Annotated in this window: 16 protein-coding genes; 7 read left to right on the forward strand and 9 right to left on the reverse strand. The window is 62.6% G+C overall.

Annotated features, from left to right (window positions below; translation table 11 throughout):
- Window positions 1–90: 90 nt before the first annotated feature.
- The 3 genes from BLW80_RS11610 (at window position 91) to BLW80_RS11620 (ending at window position 2,298) form a co-directional block, all read left to right on the forward strand.
- Window positions 91–648, forward strand: coding sequence for a helix-turn-helix domain-containing protein (locus BLW80_RS11610; protein WP_093758002.1), 558 nt, complete (start codon window positions 91–93; stop codon window positions 646–648).
- 131 nt (window positions 649–779) lie between these two features.
- Window positions 780–1,094: a hypothetical protein gene (locus BLW80_RS11615; protein WP_093758003.1), complete on the forward strand. Its 315-nt coding sequence runs from the start codon at window positions 780–782 to the stop codon at window positions 1,092–1,094.
- A gap of 184 nt (window positions 1,095–1,278) precedes the next feature.
- A complete protein-coding gene (locus tag BLW80_RS11620; protein WP_093758235.1) occupies window positions 1,279–2,298 on the forward strand; it encodes a carbon-nitrogen hydrolase family protein in 1,020 nt (339 codons plus the stop codon).
- On the opposite strand, the gene BLW80_RS11625 is transcribed toward BLW80_RS11620, so the two are convergent.
- The 8 genes from BLW80_RS11625 to BLW80_RS11660 form a co-directional block, all read right to left on the reverse strand.
- A complete protein-coding gene (locus BLW80_RS11625) occupies window positions 2,295–3,242 on the reverse strand; it encodes an acetamidase/formamidase family protein (RefSeq protein ID WP_093758004.1) in 948 nt (315 codons plus the stop codon). The two genes, BLW80_RS11620 and BLW80_RS11625, sit on opposite strands and share 4 nt — an antisense overlap.
- 14 nt (window positions 3,243–3,256) lie before the next feature.
- Complete coding sequence (locus BLW80_RS11630; protein WP_068737726.1) at window positions 3,257–4,033, reverse strand: ABC transporter permease; 777 nt, start codon at window positions 4,031–4,033, stop codon at window positions 3,257–3,259.
- Window positions 4,030–4,872: an ABC transporter ATP-binding protein gene (locus BLW80_RS11635; RefSeq protein WP_093758005.1), complete on the reverse strand. Its 843-nt coding sequence runs from the start codon at window positions 4,870–4,872 to the stop codon at window positions 4,030–4,032. Before BLW80_RS11635 ends, BLW80_RS11630 begins: the two co-directional genes overlap by 4 nt.
- 4 nt (window positions 4,873–4,876) lie before the next feature.
- The gene (gene allB, locus BLW80_RS11640) at window positions 4,877–6,304 is read right to left on the reverse strand and encodes an allantoinase AllB (RefSeq protein WP_093758006.1); all 1,428 of its coding nucleotides are present in this window, start codon (window positions 6,302–6,304) and stop codon (window positions 4,877–4,879) included.
- 14 nt (window positions 6,305–6,318) lie between these two features.
- Window positions 6,319–7,113 (reverse strand): SDR family NAD(P)-dependent oxidoreductase, encoded by a 795-nt coding sequence (locus BLW80_RS11645; protein WP_093758007.1) that lies wholly within the window; start codon window positions 7,111–7,113, stop codon window positions 6,319–6,321.
- A gap of 188 nt (window positions 7,114–7,301) precedes the next feature.
- A complete protein-coding gene (locus BLW80_RS11650) occupies window positions 7,302–8,351 on the reverse strand; it encodes an ABC transporter substrate-binding protein (protein WP_093758008.1) in 1,050 nt (349 codons plus the stop codon).
- A gap of 206 nt (window positions 8,352–8,557) precedes the next feature.
- The gene (locus BLW80_RS11655; RefSeq protein WP_093758009.1) at window positions 8,558–10,015 is read right to left on the reverse strand and encodes an amidohydrolase family protein; all 1,458 of its coding nucleotides are present in this window, start codon (window positions 10,013–10,015) and stop codon (window positions 8,558–8,560) included.
- Window positions 10,015–11,067: an ABC transporter substrate-binding protein gene (locus BLW80_RS11660; RefSeq protein WP_093758010.1), complete on the reverse strand. Its 1,053-nt coding sequence runs from the start codon at window positions 11,065–11,067 to the stop codon at window positions 10,015–10,017. Before BLW80_RS11660 ends, BLW80_RS11655 begins: the two co-directional genes overlap by 1 nt.
- Window positions 11,068–11,232: 165 nt before the next feature.
- On the opposite strand from BLW80_RS11660, the gene BLW80_RS11665 reads away from it, so the two are divergent.
- Together BLW80_RS11665 and BLW80_RS11670 are read left to right on the forward strand one after the other, a co-directional pair.
- Window positions 11,233–12,141 (forward strand): LysR family transcriptional regulator, encoded by a 909-nt coding sequence (locus BLW80_RS11665; protein ID WP_093758011.1) that lies wholly within the window; start codon window positions 11,233–11,235, stop codon window positions 12,139–12,141.
- Between the two features lie 89 nt (window positions 12,142–12,230).
- Entirely contained in the window at window positions 12,231–13,856 is a 1,626-nt protein-coding gene (locus BLW80_RS11670; RefSeq protein WP_093758012.1) for an ABC-F family ATP-binding cassette domain-containing protein, read from the forward strand.
- Window positions 13,857–13,923: 67 nt separating this feature from the next.
- On the opposite strand, the gene BLW80_RS11675 is transcribed toward BLW80_RS11670, so the two are convergent.
- Window positions 13,924–14,400, reverse strand: coding sequence for an Lrp/AsnC family transcriptional regulator (locus tag BLW80_RS11675; protein ID WP_068737711.1), 477 nt, complete (start codon window positions 14,398–14,400; stop codon window positions 13,924–13,926).
- 153 nt (window positions 14,401–14,553) lie between these two features.
- On the opposite strand from BLW80_RS11675, the gene alr reads away from it, so the two are divergent.
- A complete protein-coding gene (gene alr / locus BLW80_RS11680; RefSeq protein ID WP_093758013.1) occupies window positions 14,554–15,717 on the forward strand; it encodes an alanine racemase in 1,164 nt (387 codons plus the stop codon).
- On the forward strand, window positions 15,714–16,967 hold the full coding sequence (locus BLW80_RS11685; protein ID WP_093758014.1) for a D-amino acid dehydrogenase: 1,254 nt from the start codon (window positions 15,714–15,716) through the stop codon (window positions 16,965–16,967). The genes alr and BLW80_RS11685 overlap by 4 nt, the downstream gene beginning before the upstream one ends.
- Window positions 16,968–17,215 lie beyond the last annotated feature (248 nt).

Raw genomic sequence — 17,215 nt, forward strand, 5'->3', positions numbered from 1 at the left:
TAGAATGGTTAGCGCGGCCGGAATCTCTCATCCTTGGATCGTCGAAGTCATCGCGATGTCGATGGCATTCACCATCCAAAGGAGACCGATATGCTGCTCGATTCACAGTCCCAGAATTCTGACTCGTTTGCCGGTATATTGTCTGACGCGAGTTCTACGACGGCCGCCCAGCTCCTGCTAGATGCACGGCAGGCGATTGGATCGGATGTTGGTGCGGCTCTTCGCTGCATCAGGCAGGCTGCATCGCTGCTCGAGGCGCCCTCCCAACCGTCGCCCGTCAGCCCAGCGAGGGGCGGCCTCGCACGCTGGCAGGCGGAGCGGATCAAGCGCCACATTGATTCAAATCTGGATGAGGCGATCCAAGTATCGGATCTCGCGAGTCTCGCTCGCCTGAGTTGCGGTTACTTCTCAAATGCGTTCAAGACCACCTTTGGCCAGTCTCCCCACGCCTATATCGTCTCCCGCCGTCTGACGCGTGCGATGGAGCTGATGACATCCAGCAGCAAGTCACTCTGCGAGATCGCGATCGATTGTGGCTTCTCCGATCAGGCCCACATGTGCCGCCAGTTTCGCCGCGCGACCGGGGCCAGTCCCAATGCCTGGCGCCGCGACAACATGATGATGTCCGCACTCGCAACACAGCAGTGATGCTGCTCGGGGAGTATCCAGAAACTGGCCACGGACGCTTGCATGATCGTCCCGCCTTTGACGAATAGTTCGCATCGACGCTCCACCCGAAGATATCTCGCTACCTCAACCATGATGAAAGGATCGCTCAAATGTCTGCGCGCAAGACGATGATGAAATGGGCCCGGCGGTGGCTCCTGGTGCCCGCATCCGTGGCTTTCGTGATGTTGACCTCCATGGCGGAGAGCTCGGCGGCGTCCGACAAGGCCTATCGCTGGATCGGAGATCGCCGGCTCTCCACCGACATCAGCGCAGCCCACCGTGTACAGCAGCGACGTGTCCATGCTCCAGCCCGCGTGACGGTTCCTTCCGTTGCTCCGCCGGTGCGGCCGATGGATTCCTATGCGAGTGCGCCGACGAGCTATGGCTACGGCATCGGCGATAACTCCCGCAATCAGACGTGGTGAAGCGAGGCGCCAACAAGGCCCAGCCGATCCTCGAAGCATAGTGGTCCGTGCAGCCCGGGTTGCAGAAATGCCCGGTGGTCCCGCGACCCCGAATGGATAGGTTCCTCTTCATGGTTCAGCGACGTTTCCGGGCCTTCCGACGAGCCTGAGACATCGCTGCATCGATGCAAGAGGAAGAATGACGATGTCGTCACAGGTTAAAGTCGCTGCGGTCCATGCTGCGCCGGTATTTCTCGATCGCGCGGCCACCACGGCGAAGGCGATTTCGATCATTCGCGAGGCTGCGGCCGCGGGTGCGCAGCTGATCGCATTTCCTGAAACCTATATCCCGGCGTTTCCGGTCTGGGCGGCATTATGGGCGCCGATCGAGAATCACGATCTGTTCGTGACGATGGCCGAACAGTCGGTCTCGATTGCAGGTCCGGAAATGGCCGCCTTGCGCAACGAGGCGCGGGCGCTTGGCGTGACCGTCTCGATGGGCATCAGCGAGAGCTCGCCGGTCAGCGTCGGCCTGATCTGGAACAGTAATATTCTGATCGGGCCCGACGGCAACATTCTCAATCATCACCGCAAGCTGGTGCCGACCTTCTATGAGAAGCTGGTTTGGGCTGCCGGCGATGGCGCGGGCCTCCGTGTCGCCGATACGCCCGTGGGCCGTGTCGGCAATCTCATCTGTGGCGAGAACACCAATCCGCTGGCACGCTATACGCTGATGGCGCAGGCCGAGCAGATCCACATTTCAAGCTGGCCGCCGATGTGGCCGACGCGTAAGCCGAGCAGCGGCGGTAATTTCAACAATGTCGCCGCCAATCGCATTCGTGCCAGCGCGCATTCCTTCGAGGCCAAGGCTTTCGGCATCGTCACCGCCGGTTATATGGACAAGGCAATGCGCGACTTCCTGATCGCGCGGGATCCCGATGTGGTCGATGTGATCGATCGCACGCAGCGCGCCGCCAGCTTCTTCGTCGACCCGACCGGCGAAGTGCTCGGCGACATGCTGCAGGACGAGGAGGGCATCGCCTATGCCGAATTCGACCTGCGCCGCTGCATCGAGCCGAAGCAGTTTCACGACGTGGTCGGTTACTACAATCGCTTCGACGTGTTCGATCTCACCATCAATCGCAAGCGTCTCGTGCCGGCGACCTTCGTCGACAAGATCGACGACGAAGAGGTCGCGTTTGAGCCGGCCGAACGCGCGGTTTAGCGCTTCGACTGGTTCAGCACCGCATGCGGCATCATCACATGGATGCCCTTGTCGAGGTTGACCAGCTGGGTGACGCGGACATCGGCGGCGAGACTGCAGAGCATATAGGCATCGTCGGGCGTCAGTGTTGTGCGTGCGACAATCATGCTCACCATCCGGCGGAGCGCGATACGCGCGGCTTCGTCGAGATCGGGATCGAAGGCCATCGAGATGAGGTGATCCTTCGTCTCGGCATAGGGTGCCTCCAACTGCGTATTCTTGACGAGATCGATCTTGAACGTGCCGGTGAGGCCGGTCTCGACGGCGGTCACACAGACTTCGCCATCACCCTGCACGGCGTGACCGTCACCGCAGGAGAACAGGCCACCCTCGGCCCAGACAGGAAGATAGAGAACACAGCCTGCGCCGAGCTCCTTGTTGTCGATATTGCCGCCAAAATGCGAGGGCATGGTCGTGCTGACCCGGCCAACCGCAGGTTTCGGCGCGGTACCCATCACACCGAAGAACGGTTGCGCCTTTAGCGTGATGCCCCATGGGGTCTTTACCGCGCCGCTGGCACGATCAAGTCCGATATGGACGCGGCGGAAATAGTCGAAGTCGTCGGGCAGCGTGCCCATGCCGGGCTTGAAGAGCGTGTAGCCCCAGTCATCCGCGAGCTGGACATCAAGGATCTCGACACGCAATGCGTCACCCCGTTGGGCGCCGCGCACGGCGACAGGCCCGGTGAGGATATGCGGCCCGAGTTCTGGCGTGACGGCATCCAGGATGGCGACAAGTTCGGGGCGGATGGTCATGCCCGCTTCTGTCGGGAGGTTCTCGCGTGTGCCGCTGACGCTTGTGATCGTGACCGTCTCGCCGGGATCGATGGTGGCGATCGGCTTCAGCGTGGCGTCGAAATAACCCCAATGAACGGTCGTCGGGCTCGGAAGCAATGTCTGCGTCATGGAATGTCCTGTGTTCAGCCGCCGGCGGCGAAACTGTCACTGCGCACGGCCCAGCCGGTGACGCGCGCCTCGATCAGCGAGAACACAATATACAAACCGACGCCCAATGCAGCCAGAATGAACAGGCCGGCGAACACCAGCGGCACATCGAAGCTGGACGACGCGATCATCATCAGATTGCCGATGCCGCGATTGGAGGCCACGGTCTCCGAAATCACCGTGCCGACGAAAGCCAGCGTCGCAGCCACCTTCAGGGAGGCGAAGAAGTACGGCATGGTGCGCGGCAGCCCCACATTCCACAGAATTTCCAGTTTGGTCGCGCGCAGCGTCTTCATGACATCCTGCAATTCGGGCTCTGTGGCCGCAAGGCCGGTGGCGACGTTCACGACGATCGGAAAGATGCACATGATCATCGCGGTGAGGATCGCCGGCACGGTGCCCGCGCCGAACCACAGCACGAAGATCGGCACCACCGCGACTTTCGGGATCGACGAGAATCCCACCAGCATCGGATAGGCGACGTCATAGGCCAGCTTCGACGAGCCGATCAGCATGCCCAGCAGAATGCCGATCGCGATGCCGAAGCCGAACCCAACCATGGTTGTGTACAGCGTCTGCAGCGCATGCGGCCAGATCGCGGGGAAGCGCGTCCAGAGCGTCGCAAGCACCTGGCTCGGCCGCGGCAGCACGATGTCCGAGACATGGAACATCAGGCACAACAATTCCCACAGTACGAAGAAGCCGATGATGCAGGCGGTGGACATGACCTGGCGGCGGACGCGTTCGCTCATGACACGATCTCCTGAACGGCGCGAGCCGCGACGATGCGCTGGCGCAGGCGCTGGGTCAGCGTGACGAAATCCGGCTCGAACGACACGTCGATGGTGCGCGGCCGCGCGAACGGCACCGCGCTGTCATCGACGATGCGGCCGGGCCGCGCCTGCATCACGCAGATGCGCGACGCCAGATAGGCGGCTTCCTTGAGGTCGTGGGTGACCAGCAGCACCGTCGGCCGCTTTTCGATCCAGAGATTTTGCATGATCTCCCACAATTCCTCGCGAGTGAACTGATCGAGCGCGCCGAACGGCTCGTCCAGCAGCAGCAGCGTGGGATCGTGGATCAGCGCGCGGCACAGCGAGGCACGCTGCTGCATGCCGCCGGAGAGCTGCCAGGGAAACTTGTCGCCGAAGCCGCCGAGGCCGACCTGCGTCAGAGAGGCCTCGACGCGGTCGCGATATTCGGTCTTGCGCTTGGCGCTGAACGCTTCCTTGAACGGCGGCACGATCTTCAGTGGCAGCATTACGTTGTCGCGTATGTTCAGCCACGGCAGCAGCGTGGGGTTCTGGAACGCCATGCCGATCCGTGCCGCGCCCGCGCCGATTTCGCGGCCGGCAACGAACACGTTGCCCTGGGTTGCATTCAGCGTGCCGGCCACCAGTTTCAGAATCGTCGACTTGCCGCAGCCGGACGGACCGACCAGGGCGACGAATTCGCCCTTGTCTATGCGTAGCGACGTCTCGGCCAGCGCGGTCACGGCGTTCTTCGCCGTGCCGAAGGTGACGCGCACCTTTTCGAGCTCGATCACATTGTCCACAGCGCGGGGCTTTGGGTGGGCGAGCGGTGCGTTCATCGGGTCAGGCTTTCTGCACGGAGGTGATCGCGGCCATGGTCGAGTCGGTGTTGACCGGCGTCGCCGGCGGCATCTGCTGGATCGCATGCACCGATTGCCCGGTGCCGCGGGCTTCCTCTTGCAAGATCCGGTCCTTCATCACGAAGCGGCCGCGCACGATGGTATGGATCGGCAATGCCGAGGCCTTGCGGCCATGCCACGGCGAAATCTTCGCGCGCGACTGGATCATCGCGTCGTCGACAGTCCATTCGCGCTTGAGGTCGACGATGGCAATATCGGCATCGGACCCCACCGTCAGCGTACCCTTGCGTGGATACAAGCCCCAGATTTTGGCGGGGCTCTCGGCGCTCCAGCGCACGTAGTCGTTGATGGTGGCGCGGCCCTTGTTGATCTCGGTCAGCATCAGCGGCATCTGGGTCTCGACGCCGGGAAAGCCGCAGTCGACCGTCCAGATGTCCGGCCGGGTCTTCTCGTCCGGTGCATGTGGCGCATGGTCGGTGGCGATCATGTCGATCGTGCCATCCATCAGCGCGTTCCACAGCGGCTGCTGGTTGGGCTTCTCGCGCACCGGCGGGTTGACGCGCACGACGCCGCCGAATTTTTCGTAATCGGTCTCCGACAGCAGCAGATATTGCGGGCAGGTCTCGCCGGTAATGTCGACACCCCGCGCCTTGGCTTCGGCCAGCGGCTGCAGTTCGGCAGCGGAGGAAATGTGCAGCACGTGGATGCGCGCACCGGTCCATTCGGCGAGGATCGCCGCGCGAGCGACGGCCTCGACGGCGACGACGGCGGGCCGTGCTGCCAGGTGCGCGATCGGTTCGATGCGTCCGCTGGCACGCAGCCGTGCTTCGCGGCGCTCCATGATGGAATTGGTCTCGGCATGCAGCGAGATGCGCTTGCCGGTCGGGGCCACCACTTCGAAGGCTTCGAGCATCGCGCCGGTGGTCGGCGAGGGGATACGGCCGAAAGTGTTGCCCATATAGAGCTTGAAGCCGATCACGCCGCCATCGATCAGCGCGTCGACATGTTCGATGCTGTCTTCGCCCAGCACCGCATAGAGCCCGTAGTCGACATAGGCCTTGGCAGAAGCGATCTTGTGCTTGTCGGCCAGCGCTTCCGCATTGTTGATGGTCGGCAGCGTGTTGGGCATGTCGAACACGGTGGTGACGCCGCCAAAGGCCGCGGCGGCGGTGCCGCTGGCAAAGTCTTCCTTCTGCGGATAGCCGGGATCGCGGAAATGCACGTGCACGTCAATGGCGCCGGGCAGAACATGAAGGCCCGTGGCGTCGAGTATCTGCGTCGCCGGCGGCATCGCCTCCGGCGCGCCGATGGCGTGGATCACGCCGTCCTTGATGGCGATGCTAGCCCTGTAACTTGCATCGGGCGATACGATGGTGCCGCCATTGATGACCAGATCGACCTTGTCGCTCATGTTAGCCCCCTCGCTCACAGCATGGCCCAACCGCCATCGACCGGCAGGTCGACGCCGGTAATCTGGCGCGAGACGTCGCTGGCCAGAAACAGACAGGCATTGGCGACGTCGGCATCGACGGTGACGCGGCGCAGCGCGTAGTCCATGGCGTGACGCTCGGCGGCTTCCTGTTCGGTGATGCCGAGCTTCAGCGCCATGTCGCGGCAGACCTTGTCGCGAAAGCGCGGGCCATCGACCATGCCAGGCGCCACGCAATTGACGTTGATGTTGTGCGGGCCGACCTCGAGCGCGAAGCTCTTGGTGATGCCGCGCAGACCCCATTTCGAGGCCGAGTAGGCCATCCGGCCGGCGCGGCCGCGCATGCCGAAGGTGCCGCCAACATTGACGATCTTGCCGTAGCGCTGATCGATCATGGTCGGCAACGCCGCGCGCATGGAGTGGAAGCAACCGTTCATATTGAGCGTGACGATCTCGTCGAATTCCTCTGGCGTGGTCTGCACCCCCGTTTTGCCGATCGGGCCGGAGCCGCCGGCGACATTGACAAGAATGTCGATGCGCCCGCCGAACGCCGCCTTGGTTTTCTCCGCCGCGGCCTCGCATTGCTCGGACTTCGTGAGATCGCAGGGAATGACGATCACCTCGCCGCCCTTGGCTTTCATCTCGGCGGCAACCGGCTCGATCGCCGAGGTATCGCGGCCCAGCAGCGCCAGCTTGCAGCCTTGTTCGGCAAAGGCGTGGGTGATGGAGGCGCCCATACCCTTGGCGGGGCCTGTGATCATGACGACGCGATTTTCGAGGGAGAGTTTCATGGTGCTGTCTTTCTTGGGTCGTTTGCTCTGGCCCCTCCACGTCATTGCAAGGAGCAAAGGCGACGCGGCAATCCAGAAGCCATGAGCGCAGGAAGATTGGATTGTTTCGCCCAACGAATTGGCTTCGCCAATTCGCCAGGGCTCGCAATGACGGTTGAGAGGCGATGATGTGAGGGGCCGGTGCGTCGTTACATCGCGGCCTTGATGGCCGTTGGGCGATCGGCCAGCGGCGGCATGAAGCTGCGGTCGAATACGTCGCCGACCTTCGGCGTGCGTGGCAGTTCCTTGGCGCTAACGAGAATATCGATCGCCTTGCTCATGCGCTCGTCGCTGATGTCGCCATGGCCGATCTTTGAAATTTCCGGCGAAGTCATTTCGTCGGACAGCGTGGCTTCCAGGCGCGCGCGTTCGATGTCCGGCTTGATCAGCGGTTCGCGCTTCTGCACCGCCTCGATGGCGGCTTTGGGATCGGCCATGGCATCCTTGACGCCGCGGTTGAGCGCCTTGAGGAAGCCCTTCACGGCGTCAGGGTTTTCCTTGGCAAACTTGCGCGAGACAATGATGGCGTTGGAATACAGATCCATGCCGTAGTCCCCGAACTTGATGAAGCGAATCTCTTTTTCAGGATCGATGCCGATCAGCCTGGCGCTGAAGCGGATGGTGGTGATGTAGCCGAACACGCCATCGACCTGATCCTTCATCAGCATCTGTTCGCGCAGATTCGGCTGCATGTTGGTAACCTCGACCTTGGTGCAGTCGATCTTGGTCGCCGCGCAGAGCGCCGGGAATAGCTTCAGCGCGCCGTCGTTGGCCGCACCGCCGAGCTTGCGTCCAACGAAATCGGCGGGGGTCTTGATTGGGCTGTCGGCTTTCACCGCCACCGTGAAGGGCGGGCGGTTGTACATCTGGTAGACGCCGATCGGCGCTTCGTCCGGCTTCCTGGCGGCAAGTTCGATCAGCGCATTGATGTCGCCGAACCCCATGTCATAGGCCCCGTTGGCGACCTGCGGCACCGCCGCACCAGAGCCGTTACCCTGGTCGAAACTGACGTCGAGGCCTTCAGCTTTGAAGTAGCCGCGATCCTGCGCCAGGAAGAACATGCCCTGCGGACCTTCATACTTCCAGTTCAGGACCATCTTGATCCTGGTGTCGGCCTGCGCGGCGACAAACGATCCGGCCGTCACGATCAGTGTCAGGGCAAGCGTCTGCAATCCACGAAATGCATGGCGTCCGGTCATCGGTGTGTTCCTGTTGAGAAGAGTGACACGATCGGCCGGTGGGGTGTCTCTGCCTGCGGCCGCCCTCAGGAACAAGTTAAGCCTATCCGAGTGCGCTTATCTGCTGCTATCTTTTTGTCTAAGCGGTGCAAAAAAGGCCTCACCGGAATCGTCCAGATAACGCGTTGTTCAGGCCGGCGCTTGCAGAACCGCGAGGCGCAGGCGCGTCAGCAGCATCCGCAAAGGCTTGCGGCAATCACGCCGTCGAGCGCAGCGAGGGCCCCAGCCAGGTTCTGGCAAGAGGGCATGCCGGCGCGCATCTGCGTCAGAATCTCCTGCCGCGCGGCCGTGAAGTCGATCCCGGTGACATGCCCATCGCGCACGATCGTGTGGCCGGCGACGATCACTTCCCGGATATGGCGCGCGGTTGCCCGCGAGAACAGCAGATTGATCGGGTCGAGATCGCTGCGCAGCGCGTCGTCGTTGAGGGCGTTCCAGTCCAGCAGCAGCATGTCCGCATCGGCACGGTCCCGCAGACCGCCGTCGCTGGCGATATTGGTGACGGCGAAGCGGCCGTTGCTTACGCTCTCATGCAGCGCCCGGTGGCGGGTCGCGACTTGATCGAAACCGCTGCCGGCATGAAGCAGATGTGACAGTCGGAGCTCGCGCAGTGCATCGTTGTCGTCGTCGAATGCTTTGCCGTCGATGCCGAGGGCGATCCGGCATCCGGCGGTCCACATCCGGGTCATGGGAGCCACACCCGAATGCAGATGGAGATTGGAGCTGGTATTGACCGAAATGACGACGCCCCGTTCGGCCAGGAGTTCGAGTTCATCGGGCCGGGCCCAGACGCAATGTGCCAGCGTCAGCCGCGGGGACAGCAGACCGATCTCGTCCAGCATGCGGACTACGCCGCCAGGATAATTGGCGTCACACCACTGGCGTTGATACTTGGTCTCGAGCAGATGCATGTGGACGCGGCGGCCGGTCCGTGCCGAGGCTTCGGCGATCGCCTGCAACAGCGCGTCGCTGCACCACTGCACGCCATTGGGACCATATTGCACATCGAATGTCGGGCCATCGGCGGCGGAGACAATCTCGTCCACTAGCGTCATGTAATCGCGCGGTGACAGCGGCGGACGCGTGAAGCGCTGCGCGATCTCCGCCCGAACGTCCGGCGGCAGCGCTGCCAGCACAGGTTCCGAGGGACCGTAGACCAAAGGATTGCGATCTTTCATTGCCACGGCGAGGCCGGTGCGCACGCCGACATCGCGTGCCGCGCGCGATACCTCGGCCAGTTCGGTCGGCAGATCAGTGAAGCCCTGCACGCGGGTGTAATGGTTCATGACGATACCGGCACCGCCCAGCGCGCTGCTGGCGAACGCGACGCAGGCCGCTACATAGGGATCGACCGCAGGAAACAATGCGAGATAGTGGATCCAGGACTCCAGCGGCTTGGCGTCGGCGCCGATGGAGCTGGTGCGGACCGCGCGGCCGTGGTCGTGGGCATTGACCAAAGCGGGCAGCGCCATGATCGGCTCTGCTGCTTCAGTTGTCAGCGCGATCGACTGGATCTTGCCGTCGTGCAGCGCGATCACCTGTGCGCCGGGCATCGGCCCGTCCGGGCCAAGCACATGAGCGCAGGTGATGCGACGCGGCGCGCCGGTGGAGCGAGCCGTTGTCATTACGGCGCGATGGTCGGGGGAATCCGGTCGGGCTTGGCCGGCAGGAACGTATTGTTGAACACGTCGTCGGGCTTCGGTGTGCGCGGCAGTTCGAACGAGGTGACGATGGTGGAGATCGCTGAAATCAGGCGCTTCTGATCGAGCTCGCCGAGGCCCAGATCCCCGACCTCTGGCGTGTTGATGAAGTTGTTGTAAACGTAGGTCAGGCGCCGCTTCTCGATATCCTTCTTGATCAGTGGTTCCTCGGTGGCGAGCAGGTCGATGGCGGCGTCCGGTACCTGGACGGTTTCCTTGATCGAGCGGTTAATGGCGCGCAGCAGACCTTTCACCGCCTCCGGATGTTCCTTCAGCAGCTTCTGCGACACCATTACGCCGTTGGAATAAAGGTCGAGGCCGGCGTCAGAATAAAAATTCCAGCGGAAGTCCTTGTCGGGATCGACCTTGAGCGACACCAGGTTGAGATAGCTGGTGGCCGCGAACACCGCGATCGAATCCACCTGGCCCTGCAGCAGCATTTGTTCTTGCAAGGCCGGCGAAACCTGCAGAATGCTGATCTTGCTGTAATCGATGCCGTTCTGCTTGGCGAGCAGCGGCAGTAGTTTCAGCGACGCGCTGCCGGAAGGCGAGGCAAGCTTGGATCCCTCGAGATTCTTGAGAGTTTTGATCGGTCCATCCGCCTTGCTGAGCAGCGCGAACGGCGTCTTGTTGTAGATCATGTAGACCATCACCGGTGCATCGTCCGGCTTGGTGGCGGCGTTCTGAATGATGGCGTTGATATCGCCGAAGCCGGCATCATAAGCGCCCGACATGATCCGCGTGACGGTCGCCGCCGAGCCTTCGCCCTGATCGATCGTTACGTCGAGATTTTCATCTTTGAAGTACCCTTTGGCCTTCGCCCAGTAGTACCACGCATGCAGACCCTGGATTTTCCAGTCGAGGGTAAACTTGATCTTGGTTGGCCCGGCAGCCTGGGCAAGAGTGAACGTTCCTGCGGCTACGCCCAAGGCTAATACGAGCGTCAGTAATCCACGAAGTGCCCGGCGTTCGGTCATCGATGCTTTCCTGTTGCGAAACGTGACATGATTGGTCGGTGGGCGACGTCGCTCTCGCGACTATCTTCCTGTGTGAATCAGGATAGACCTATTCGAGTGGTCACATCTGCTGCTATCTTTTCCAGTGACCGGTGTGAAAAAGGCATCACTTGAGAGGCGAGGGCAATGAGGCATCTGCGGTTGCTGACCCATGTGGTCGAAGTGGCCCGCACCGGCTCGATCCGCCGCGCCGCGGAACTGCTCAACTTGACGCCTTCCGCGATGAACCGGCGCATTCAGGACCTCGAAGCCGAAATCGGCACGCCTTTGTTCGAGCGCCGGCCACGGGGCGTGAAGCTGACTACTGCCGGCGAAATGTTCGTGCGCTACGCGCGCAGCCAGATTGCCGATGCCGACCGGATGAGATCGCAGGTCGAGGATCTCAGAGGTCTGCGGCGCGGTCCGATCCAGATCGCCTGCAGCCAGGCGCTGGCGCTGGATTTTCTGGCGCTGCGCGTCGCTGCGTTCCAGAAGAAGCATCCGAAAGTGGTGTTCGACCTCAAGGTGATGGATCACGAGCGCGCGCTGGCCGCGCTGGCGGCTTACGACGTCGATCTCGCTCTGGTGCATCGTCCGGCGATGTGGCCGTCACTGCGCGTCATCGCCAGCCTTCCCCAGCGTCTTGTGGTGATCACCCGCTCGGATCATCCGCTGGCAGCCAAGAAGATGCTGCGCCTCTCCGATTGTGTCGATTATCCCGCAGCCCTGCCAGATCGGACTTTGAGCGGTCGCCAGATTCTCGATGAGGTCACGACCCGGCGCGATCTGCGCCTCAACATGCTCGCGGAATCAAACTCCTTCGAGATGCTGCGCGGGCTGGTGTTCCGCTGCAACATGATCTCGTTCCAGATCGAGATCGGAGCCCCCACCGGGAACCTCGGAATGGGGCTGGTCGGCCGCCCGATCGATACCCGCGATGTGCCCACCGCCGATCTGGTGCTGTGCCAGCTGCGCGGTCGCACGCTACCGGTAGCCGCGGCGACTTTCGCGGAAATCCTGATGAAGAGCCTGGGCGAGATGCGGGCGGGCACTTAGCTCTTTTGCAGCGCAAAATATCCTTCCTTGGGCGGGCCGGATGCCTTATTGGCAGGCCTCAATCCCTGTCTCGTGAGCCCGTAGTTCCCATGATCCGCCTCGACAATATCAGCAAGCAGAACGGTCATCAGATCGTCTTCATCGAAGCCGCCGGCGCGCTGCTGAAGGGTGAGAAGATCGGTCTGGTTGGGCCCAACGGTTCCGGCAAGACGACCCTGTTCCGCATGGTCACCGGCCGCGAACTGCCCGACGAGGGGCAAGTGGTGGTCGAGCGCGGCGTCACCATCGGCTATTTCAGCCAGGATGTCGGCGAAATGGCGGGCCATAGCGCCGTCGCCGAGGTGATGGAGGGCGCCGGCCCCGTCAGCGTGGTCGCGACCGAGCTGAAGGAACTGGAAACGGCCATGGCCGATCCGGACCAGGCCGACAATATGGACACAATCATCGAGCGCTACGGTGAGGTCCAGGCCCGCTTCGAGGAACTCGATGGTTACGCGCTGGAAGGTCGTGCCCGCGAAGTGCTCGCTGGTCTCTCATTCACACAGGAAATGATGGACGGCGATGTCGGCAAGCTGTCCGGCGGTTGGAAGATGCGCGTCGCGCTGGCACGCATTCTGTTGATGCGTCCCGATGTGATGCTGCTCGACGAACCCTCGAACCATCTCGATCTCGAAAGCCTGATCTGGCTCGAAGGGTTCCTGAAGGGCTACGAGGGCGCGCTACTCATGACCTCGCATGACCGCGAATTCATGAACCGCATCGTCACCAAGATCATGGAGATCGATGCGGGCTCGCTGACGTCCTATTCCGGCGATTACGAATTCTACGAAGCGCAGCGCGCCATGAACGAGAAGCAGCAGCAGGCGCAGTTCGAGCGTCAGCAGGCGATGCTGGCCAAGGAAATCAAGTTCATCGAACGCTTCAAGGCGCGGGCCTCGCACGCCGCGCAGGTGCAGAGCCGCGTCAAGAAGCTCGACAAGATCGAGCGCGTCGAGCCGCCGAAGCGCCGCGAAGTCGTATCATTCGACTTCCTGCCGGCGCCGCGCTCCGGCGAAGACGTCGTCAGCCTCAAGAACATCCACAAGGCCTATGGCAGCCGCACCATCTATGAAGGGCTGGACTTCTCGGTGCGTCGCAAGGAACGCTGGGCCGTCATGGGTATCAACGGCGCCGGCAAGTCGACGCTGTTGAAGCTCGTGACCGGCGCGGCCGAGCCTGACAACGGCAACGTCACCATCGGCGGCAGCGTCAAGCTCGGCTATTTCGCGCAGCACGCGATGGACCTGCTGGATGGCGAGCGCACGATCTTCCAGAATCTCGAGGACTCATTCCCGCAGGCGGGCCAGGGCACGCTGCGCGCACTCGCCGGCTGCTTCGGCTTCTCCGGCGACGATGTCGAGAAGCGCTGCCGCGTGCTCTCGGGCGGCGAGAAGGCGCGTCTGGTGATGGCCAAGATGCTGTTCGATCCGCCGAATTTCCTGGTGCTCGACGAGCCGACCAACCATCTGGACATGGCCACCAAGGAAATGCTGATCAAGGCGCTCGCCGATTACGAAGGCACCATGCTGTTCGTGTCCCATGACCGCCACTTCCTCGCGGCGTTGTCGAACCGCGTGCTTGAGCTGACCCCGGACGGCATCCAGCAATATGGCGGCGGCTATACTGAATATGTCGAACGTACCGGCCAGGAAGCGCCGGGTTTGCATCCGAATTAAGCGCGCCTGTTTCCTTCGCCCCGCCCGGCGAAGCGAAGCTTCGCTAGGCGGGAGAGGTTAAGCAAGTTCAGCCCGTCAGCGCGGACACCGAGACGCCGCGCTTCACCACGCTGCGCATCGCGAAGCTTGAATGCAGCCGCGCCACGCCGGGCATCCGCGAGAGGTGCTGCTTGTGGATGCGCTCATAGTCTTCCATGTCGCGCGCCTGCACATGGACGAGATAGTCGTCATTGCCCGACATCAGGTAGCAGGACACGACATCCGGGCATTTGGCGATCTCGCGCTCGAAGGCGGACAGCGCATCCTCGCTCTGCTTGTCGAGCGTGATGTGGACGTGGACCGTCATCATGTAGCCGAGCTCGGATGCGTCGATCTCGGCGGCATAGCCTTTGATCACGCCCTTCTTTTCCAGGGCCGTGAGACGCCGGGTACAGGCGGTGGGTGACAGGCCGACTTTCTCTGCCAGTGCCATCTGGCTGATCCGGGCATCCCGGACAACCTCGCGAAGGATCTTCCGGTCGGTCGAATCGAGGTCGCTTGCCATGGTTCTCGCCAAAGTTTTGCAGGATTTCTCTACAGGGACGTAAATTTACGCCGATAATCACCATTTATGACCGTAGCAGCGGCCGGAATCGCCGTAAAGCGCCATGCGGAAGGTGAGATACTGCCGTTGCGATCATTCGTAGCGGGGGATGTGATGCTGGCACCTTGGACAGGCGGAACGGGCACGCGGCATGCGAGCGCGGTGCTGACCATCGATCTCGAAGCCATCTCACGCAATTACCGGCTATTGGCCGAGCGGGTCGGCCCCGGCGTCACCTGCGCCGGCGTAGTGAAGGCCGACGCCTATGGCCTCGGCGCTGATCGTGTCGCGCCGGCACTCTATCGGGCCGGCTGCCGCACCTTCTTCGTGGCGCATCTCGACGAAGGGCTGGATCTCCAGACCCATCTGGCCCGCGACGTTACGATCTACGTGCTCAACGGTCTGCCCTCGGGCAGCGAGCGTGACTGCGCGGAAGCCGGCATCATTCCGGTGCTCAATTCGCGCGAACAGCTTGAGGCCTGGTCCGATCAGGCGCGGCAACGCGGCCGGATTCTCCCGGCGGTCATTCAGGTCGACAGCGGCATGTCGCGGCTAGGCATGTCGCCGCGTGAGGTCGCCGAACTCTCGGGCAAGGACACCTCAGTTCTCGATATCCAGATGGTGATGAGCCATCTCGCTTGTGCCGACACGCCGGAGCATCCGGCCAATGCGCACCAGCTCGCCGCGTTTCAGGCGCTCGCGAAACGCTTCCCTGCTGCGCGACAATCTCTGGCCAATTCGTCCGGCATTTTCCTTGGGCGCAACTATCATCATGACCTCGTCCGCCCCGGCGCCGCGCTCTACGGGCTCAATCCCCATCCCGCGCAAAGCAATCCGATGCTGCCAGTGGTTCGGCTCACCGCGCAGGTGCTCCAGATGCGCGAGGTCGCAGCCGGTGCCCATGTCGGCTATGGCTGGAGTTTCCGGGCGACCAAGCCGACGCGGCTGGCGACGCTGGCGATCGGCTATGCCGACGGATTGCAGCGCGCCTTCGGTAATGGCGGTGCGGTCTATTTCCGTGGACGACGGCTGGCGGTTGCCGGACGCGTCTCGATGGATTCGCTCACCGTCGATCTCGGCGATCTGCCGCCCGGCATGTTGGCACGCGGATCGCAAGTGGAGATCATCGGCGGACACCAATCGCTCGACGCGTTGGCCGCAGCCGCGGGCACCATTGGCTATGAAATGCTGACCTCGCTGGGTCAGCGCTATGAACGGATTTACTCGGATGAGATTGATGTGCGGTGGACCGCCCGGTCTGGAGGCACTGTACGATGAAGGTTCTGGTTCTTGGCGCGGGCGTGATCGGCGTCACCACGTCCTATTATCTGGCCAAGGCCGGACACGAGGTGACGGTGATCGACCGTCAGCCCGGCGCTGCATTGGAAACCTCGTTCGGCAATGCCGGCGAAGTCTCGCCCGGTTATGCCTCGCCCTGGGCCGGCCCCGGCGTGCCGAAAAAGGCGATCGGCTGGATCATGGACAAATATGGTCCGCTGGTGGTGCGGCCGCAGGCCGACCCGCACCAGTGGCGCTGGATGCTGCAGATGCTGCGCAACTGCACAAGCGCACGCTACGCGTTGAACAAGTCGCGCATGGTCGGCATCGCCGAATACAGCCGCGATTGCCTGCGCGCGCTGCGCGCCGAGACCGGCATCACCTATGACGATCGCAGCCAGGGCACACTGCAGCTGTTCCGCAAGCAGTCGCAACTCGACGCGACCGGCGGCGATATCGACGTGCTCAAGCAATATGGCGTGCCCTATGAGGTGCTGGATCGCGCCGGTTGCGTGAAATACGAGCCGGGTCTGGCTGGCGTGAAGGACCTCTTTGTCGGCGGCCTGCGCCTGCCCGAGGACGAGACCGGCGACTGCCATCTGTTCACGCAGCGGCTGGAAAAGATCGCAGCCGGGCTCGGCGTCAAGTTCATCTACGAGACGACCATCAAGTCGGTGGATGTGACGGGTGGCCGCGTCGCGCAGGTGACGACCGACAAGGGTGTCTTCACCGCGGATAGTTACGTAATGGCGCTCGGCAGCTTCTCGCCGCTGTTGTTGCGCCCGCTTGGCATCGATGCGCCGGTCTATCCGGTGAAGGGTTATTCGCTCACGGTGCCGATCACCGACGAAAGCGTCGCGCCGCAATCGACGATCATGGACGAAAGCTACAAAGTGGCAATCACGCGCCTTGGTGACCGCATCCGCGTCGGCGGCACCGCCGAAGTCGGCAATTATCATCCGGTGCCGACCGCCCCACGGCGTATGCCGCTCGATAAATCGGTGACCGATCTGTTTTCGACCGCCGGCGATCTCTCGCGCTCGACCTTCTGGAGCGGGTTGCGACCGATGACGCCGGATGGTCCGCCGATCGTCGGCCCGACGCGTATCGGCAATCTCCATCTCAACACCGGCCATGGCACGCTCGGCTGGACCATGGCCTGCGGCACCGCCCGCGTGCTGGCCGACCAGATCTCCGGCAAGGCGCCGGAGCTGGATGTCAAGGATCTGGCGATCGCGCGATACGCTTGATGCTTGCTTAACCTCTCCCCGCTCTGCGCGGGGAGAGGTCGCCGCGTCTTCGCGGCGGGTGAGGGGCCGTCTCGGACGAAGCCTCAATCACCATTTATCGGGTCGTGTATATGTCGACCCGATAAAGCATCCCCGTCTCCGGGCTTTGTGCATCGCCCCTCACCCCAACCCTCTCCCCCGCGCAGAGCGGGGAGAGGGAGCTTACCTCACGCAGTCTCCCGCTTTCGTATTGCGACGATTCTAGCCGC

Origin of the sequence: Tardiphaga sp. OK245, from assembly GCF_900108575.1 — a bacterium.
GTDB classification, from domain to species: domain Bacteria; phylum Pseudomonadota; class Alphaproteobacteria; order Rhizobiales; family Xanthobacteraceae; genus Tardiphaga; species Tardiphaga robiniae.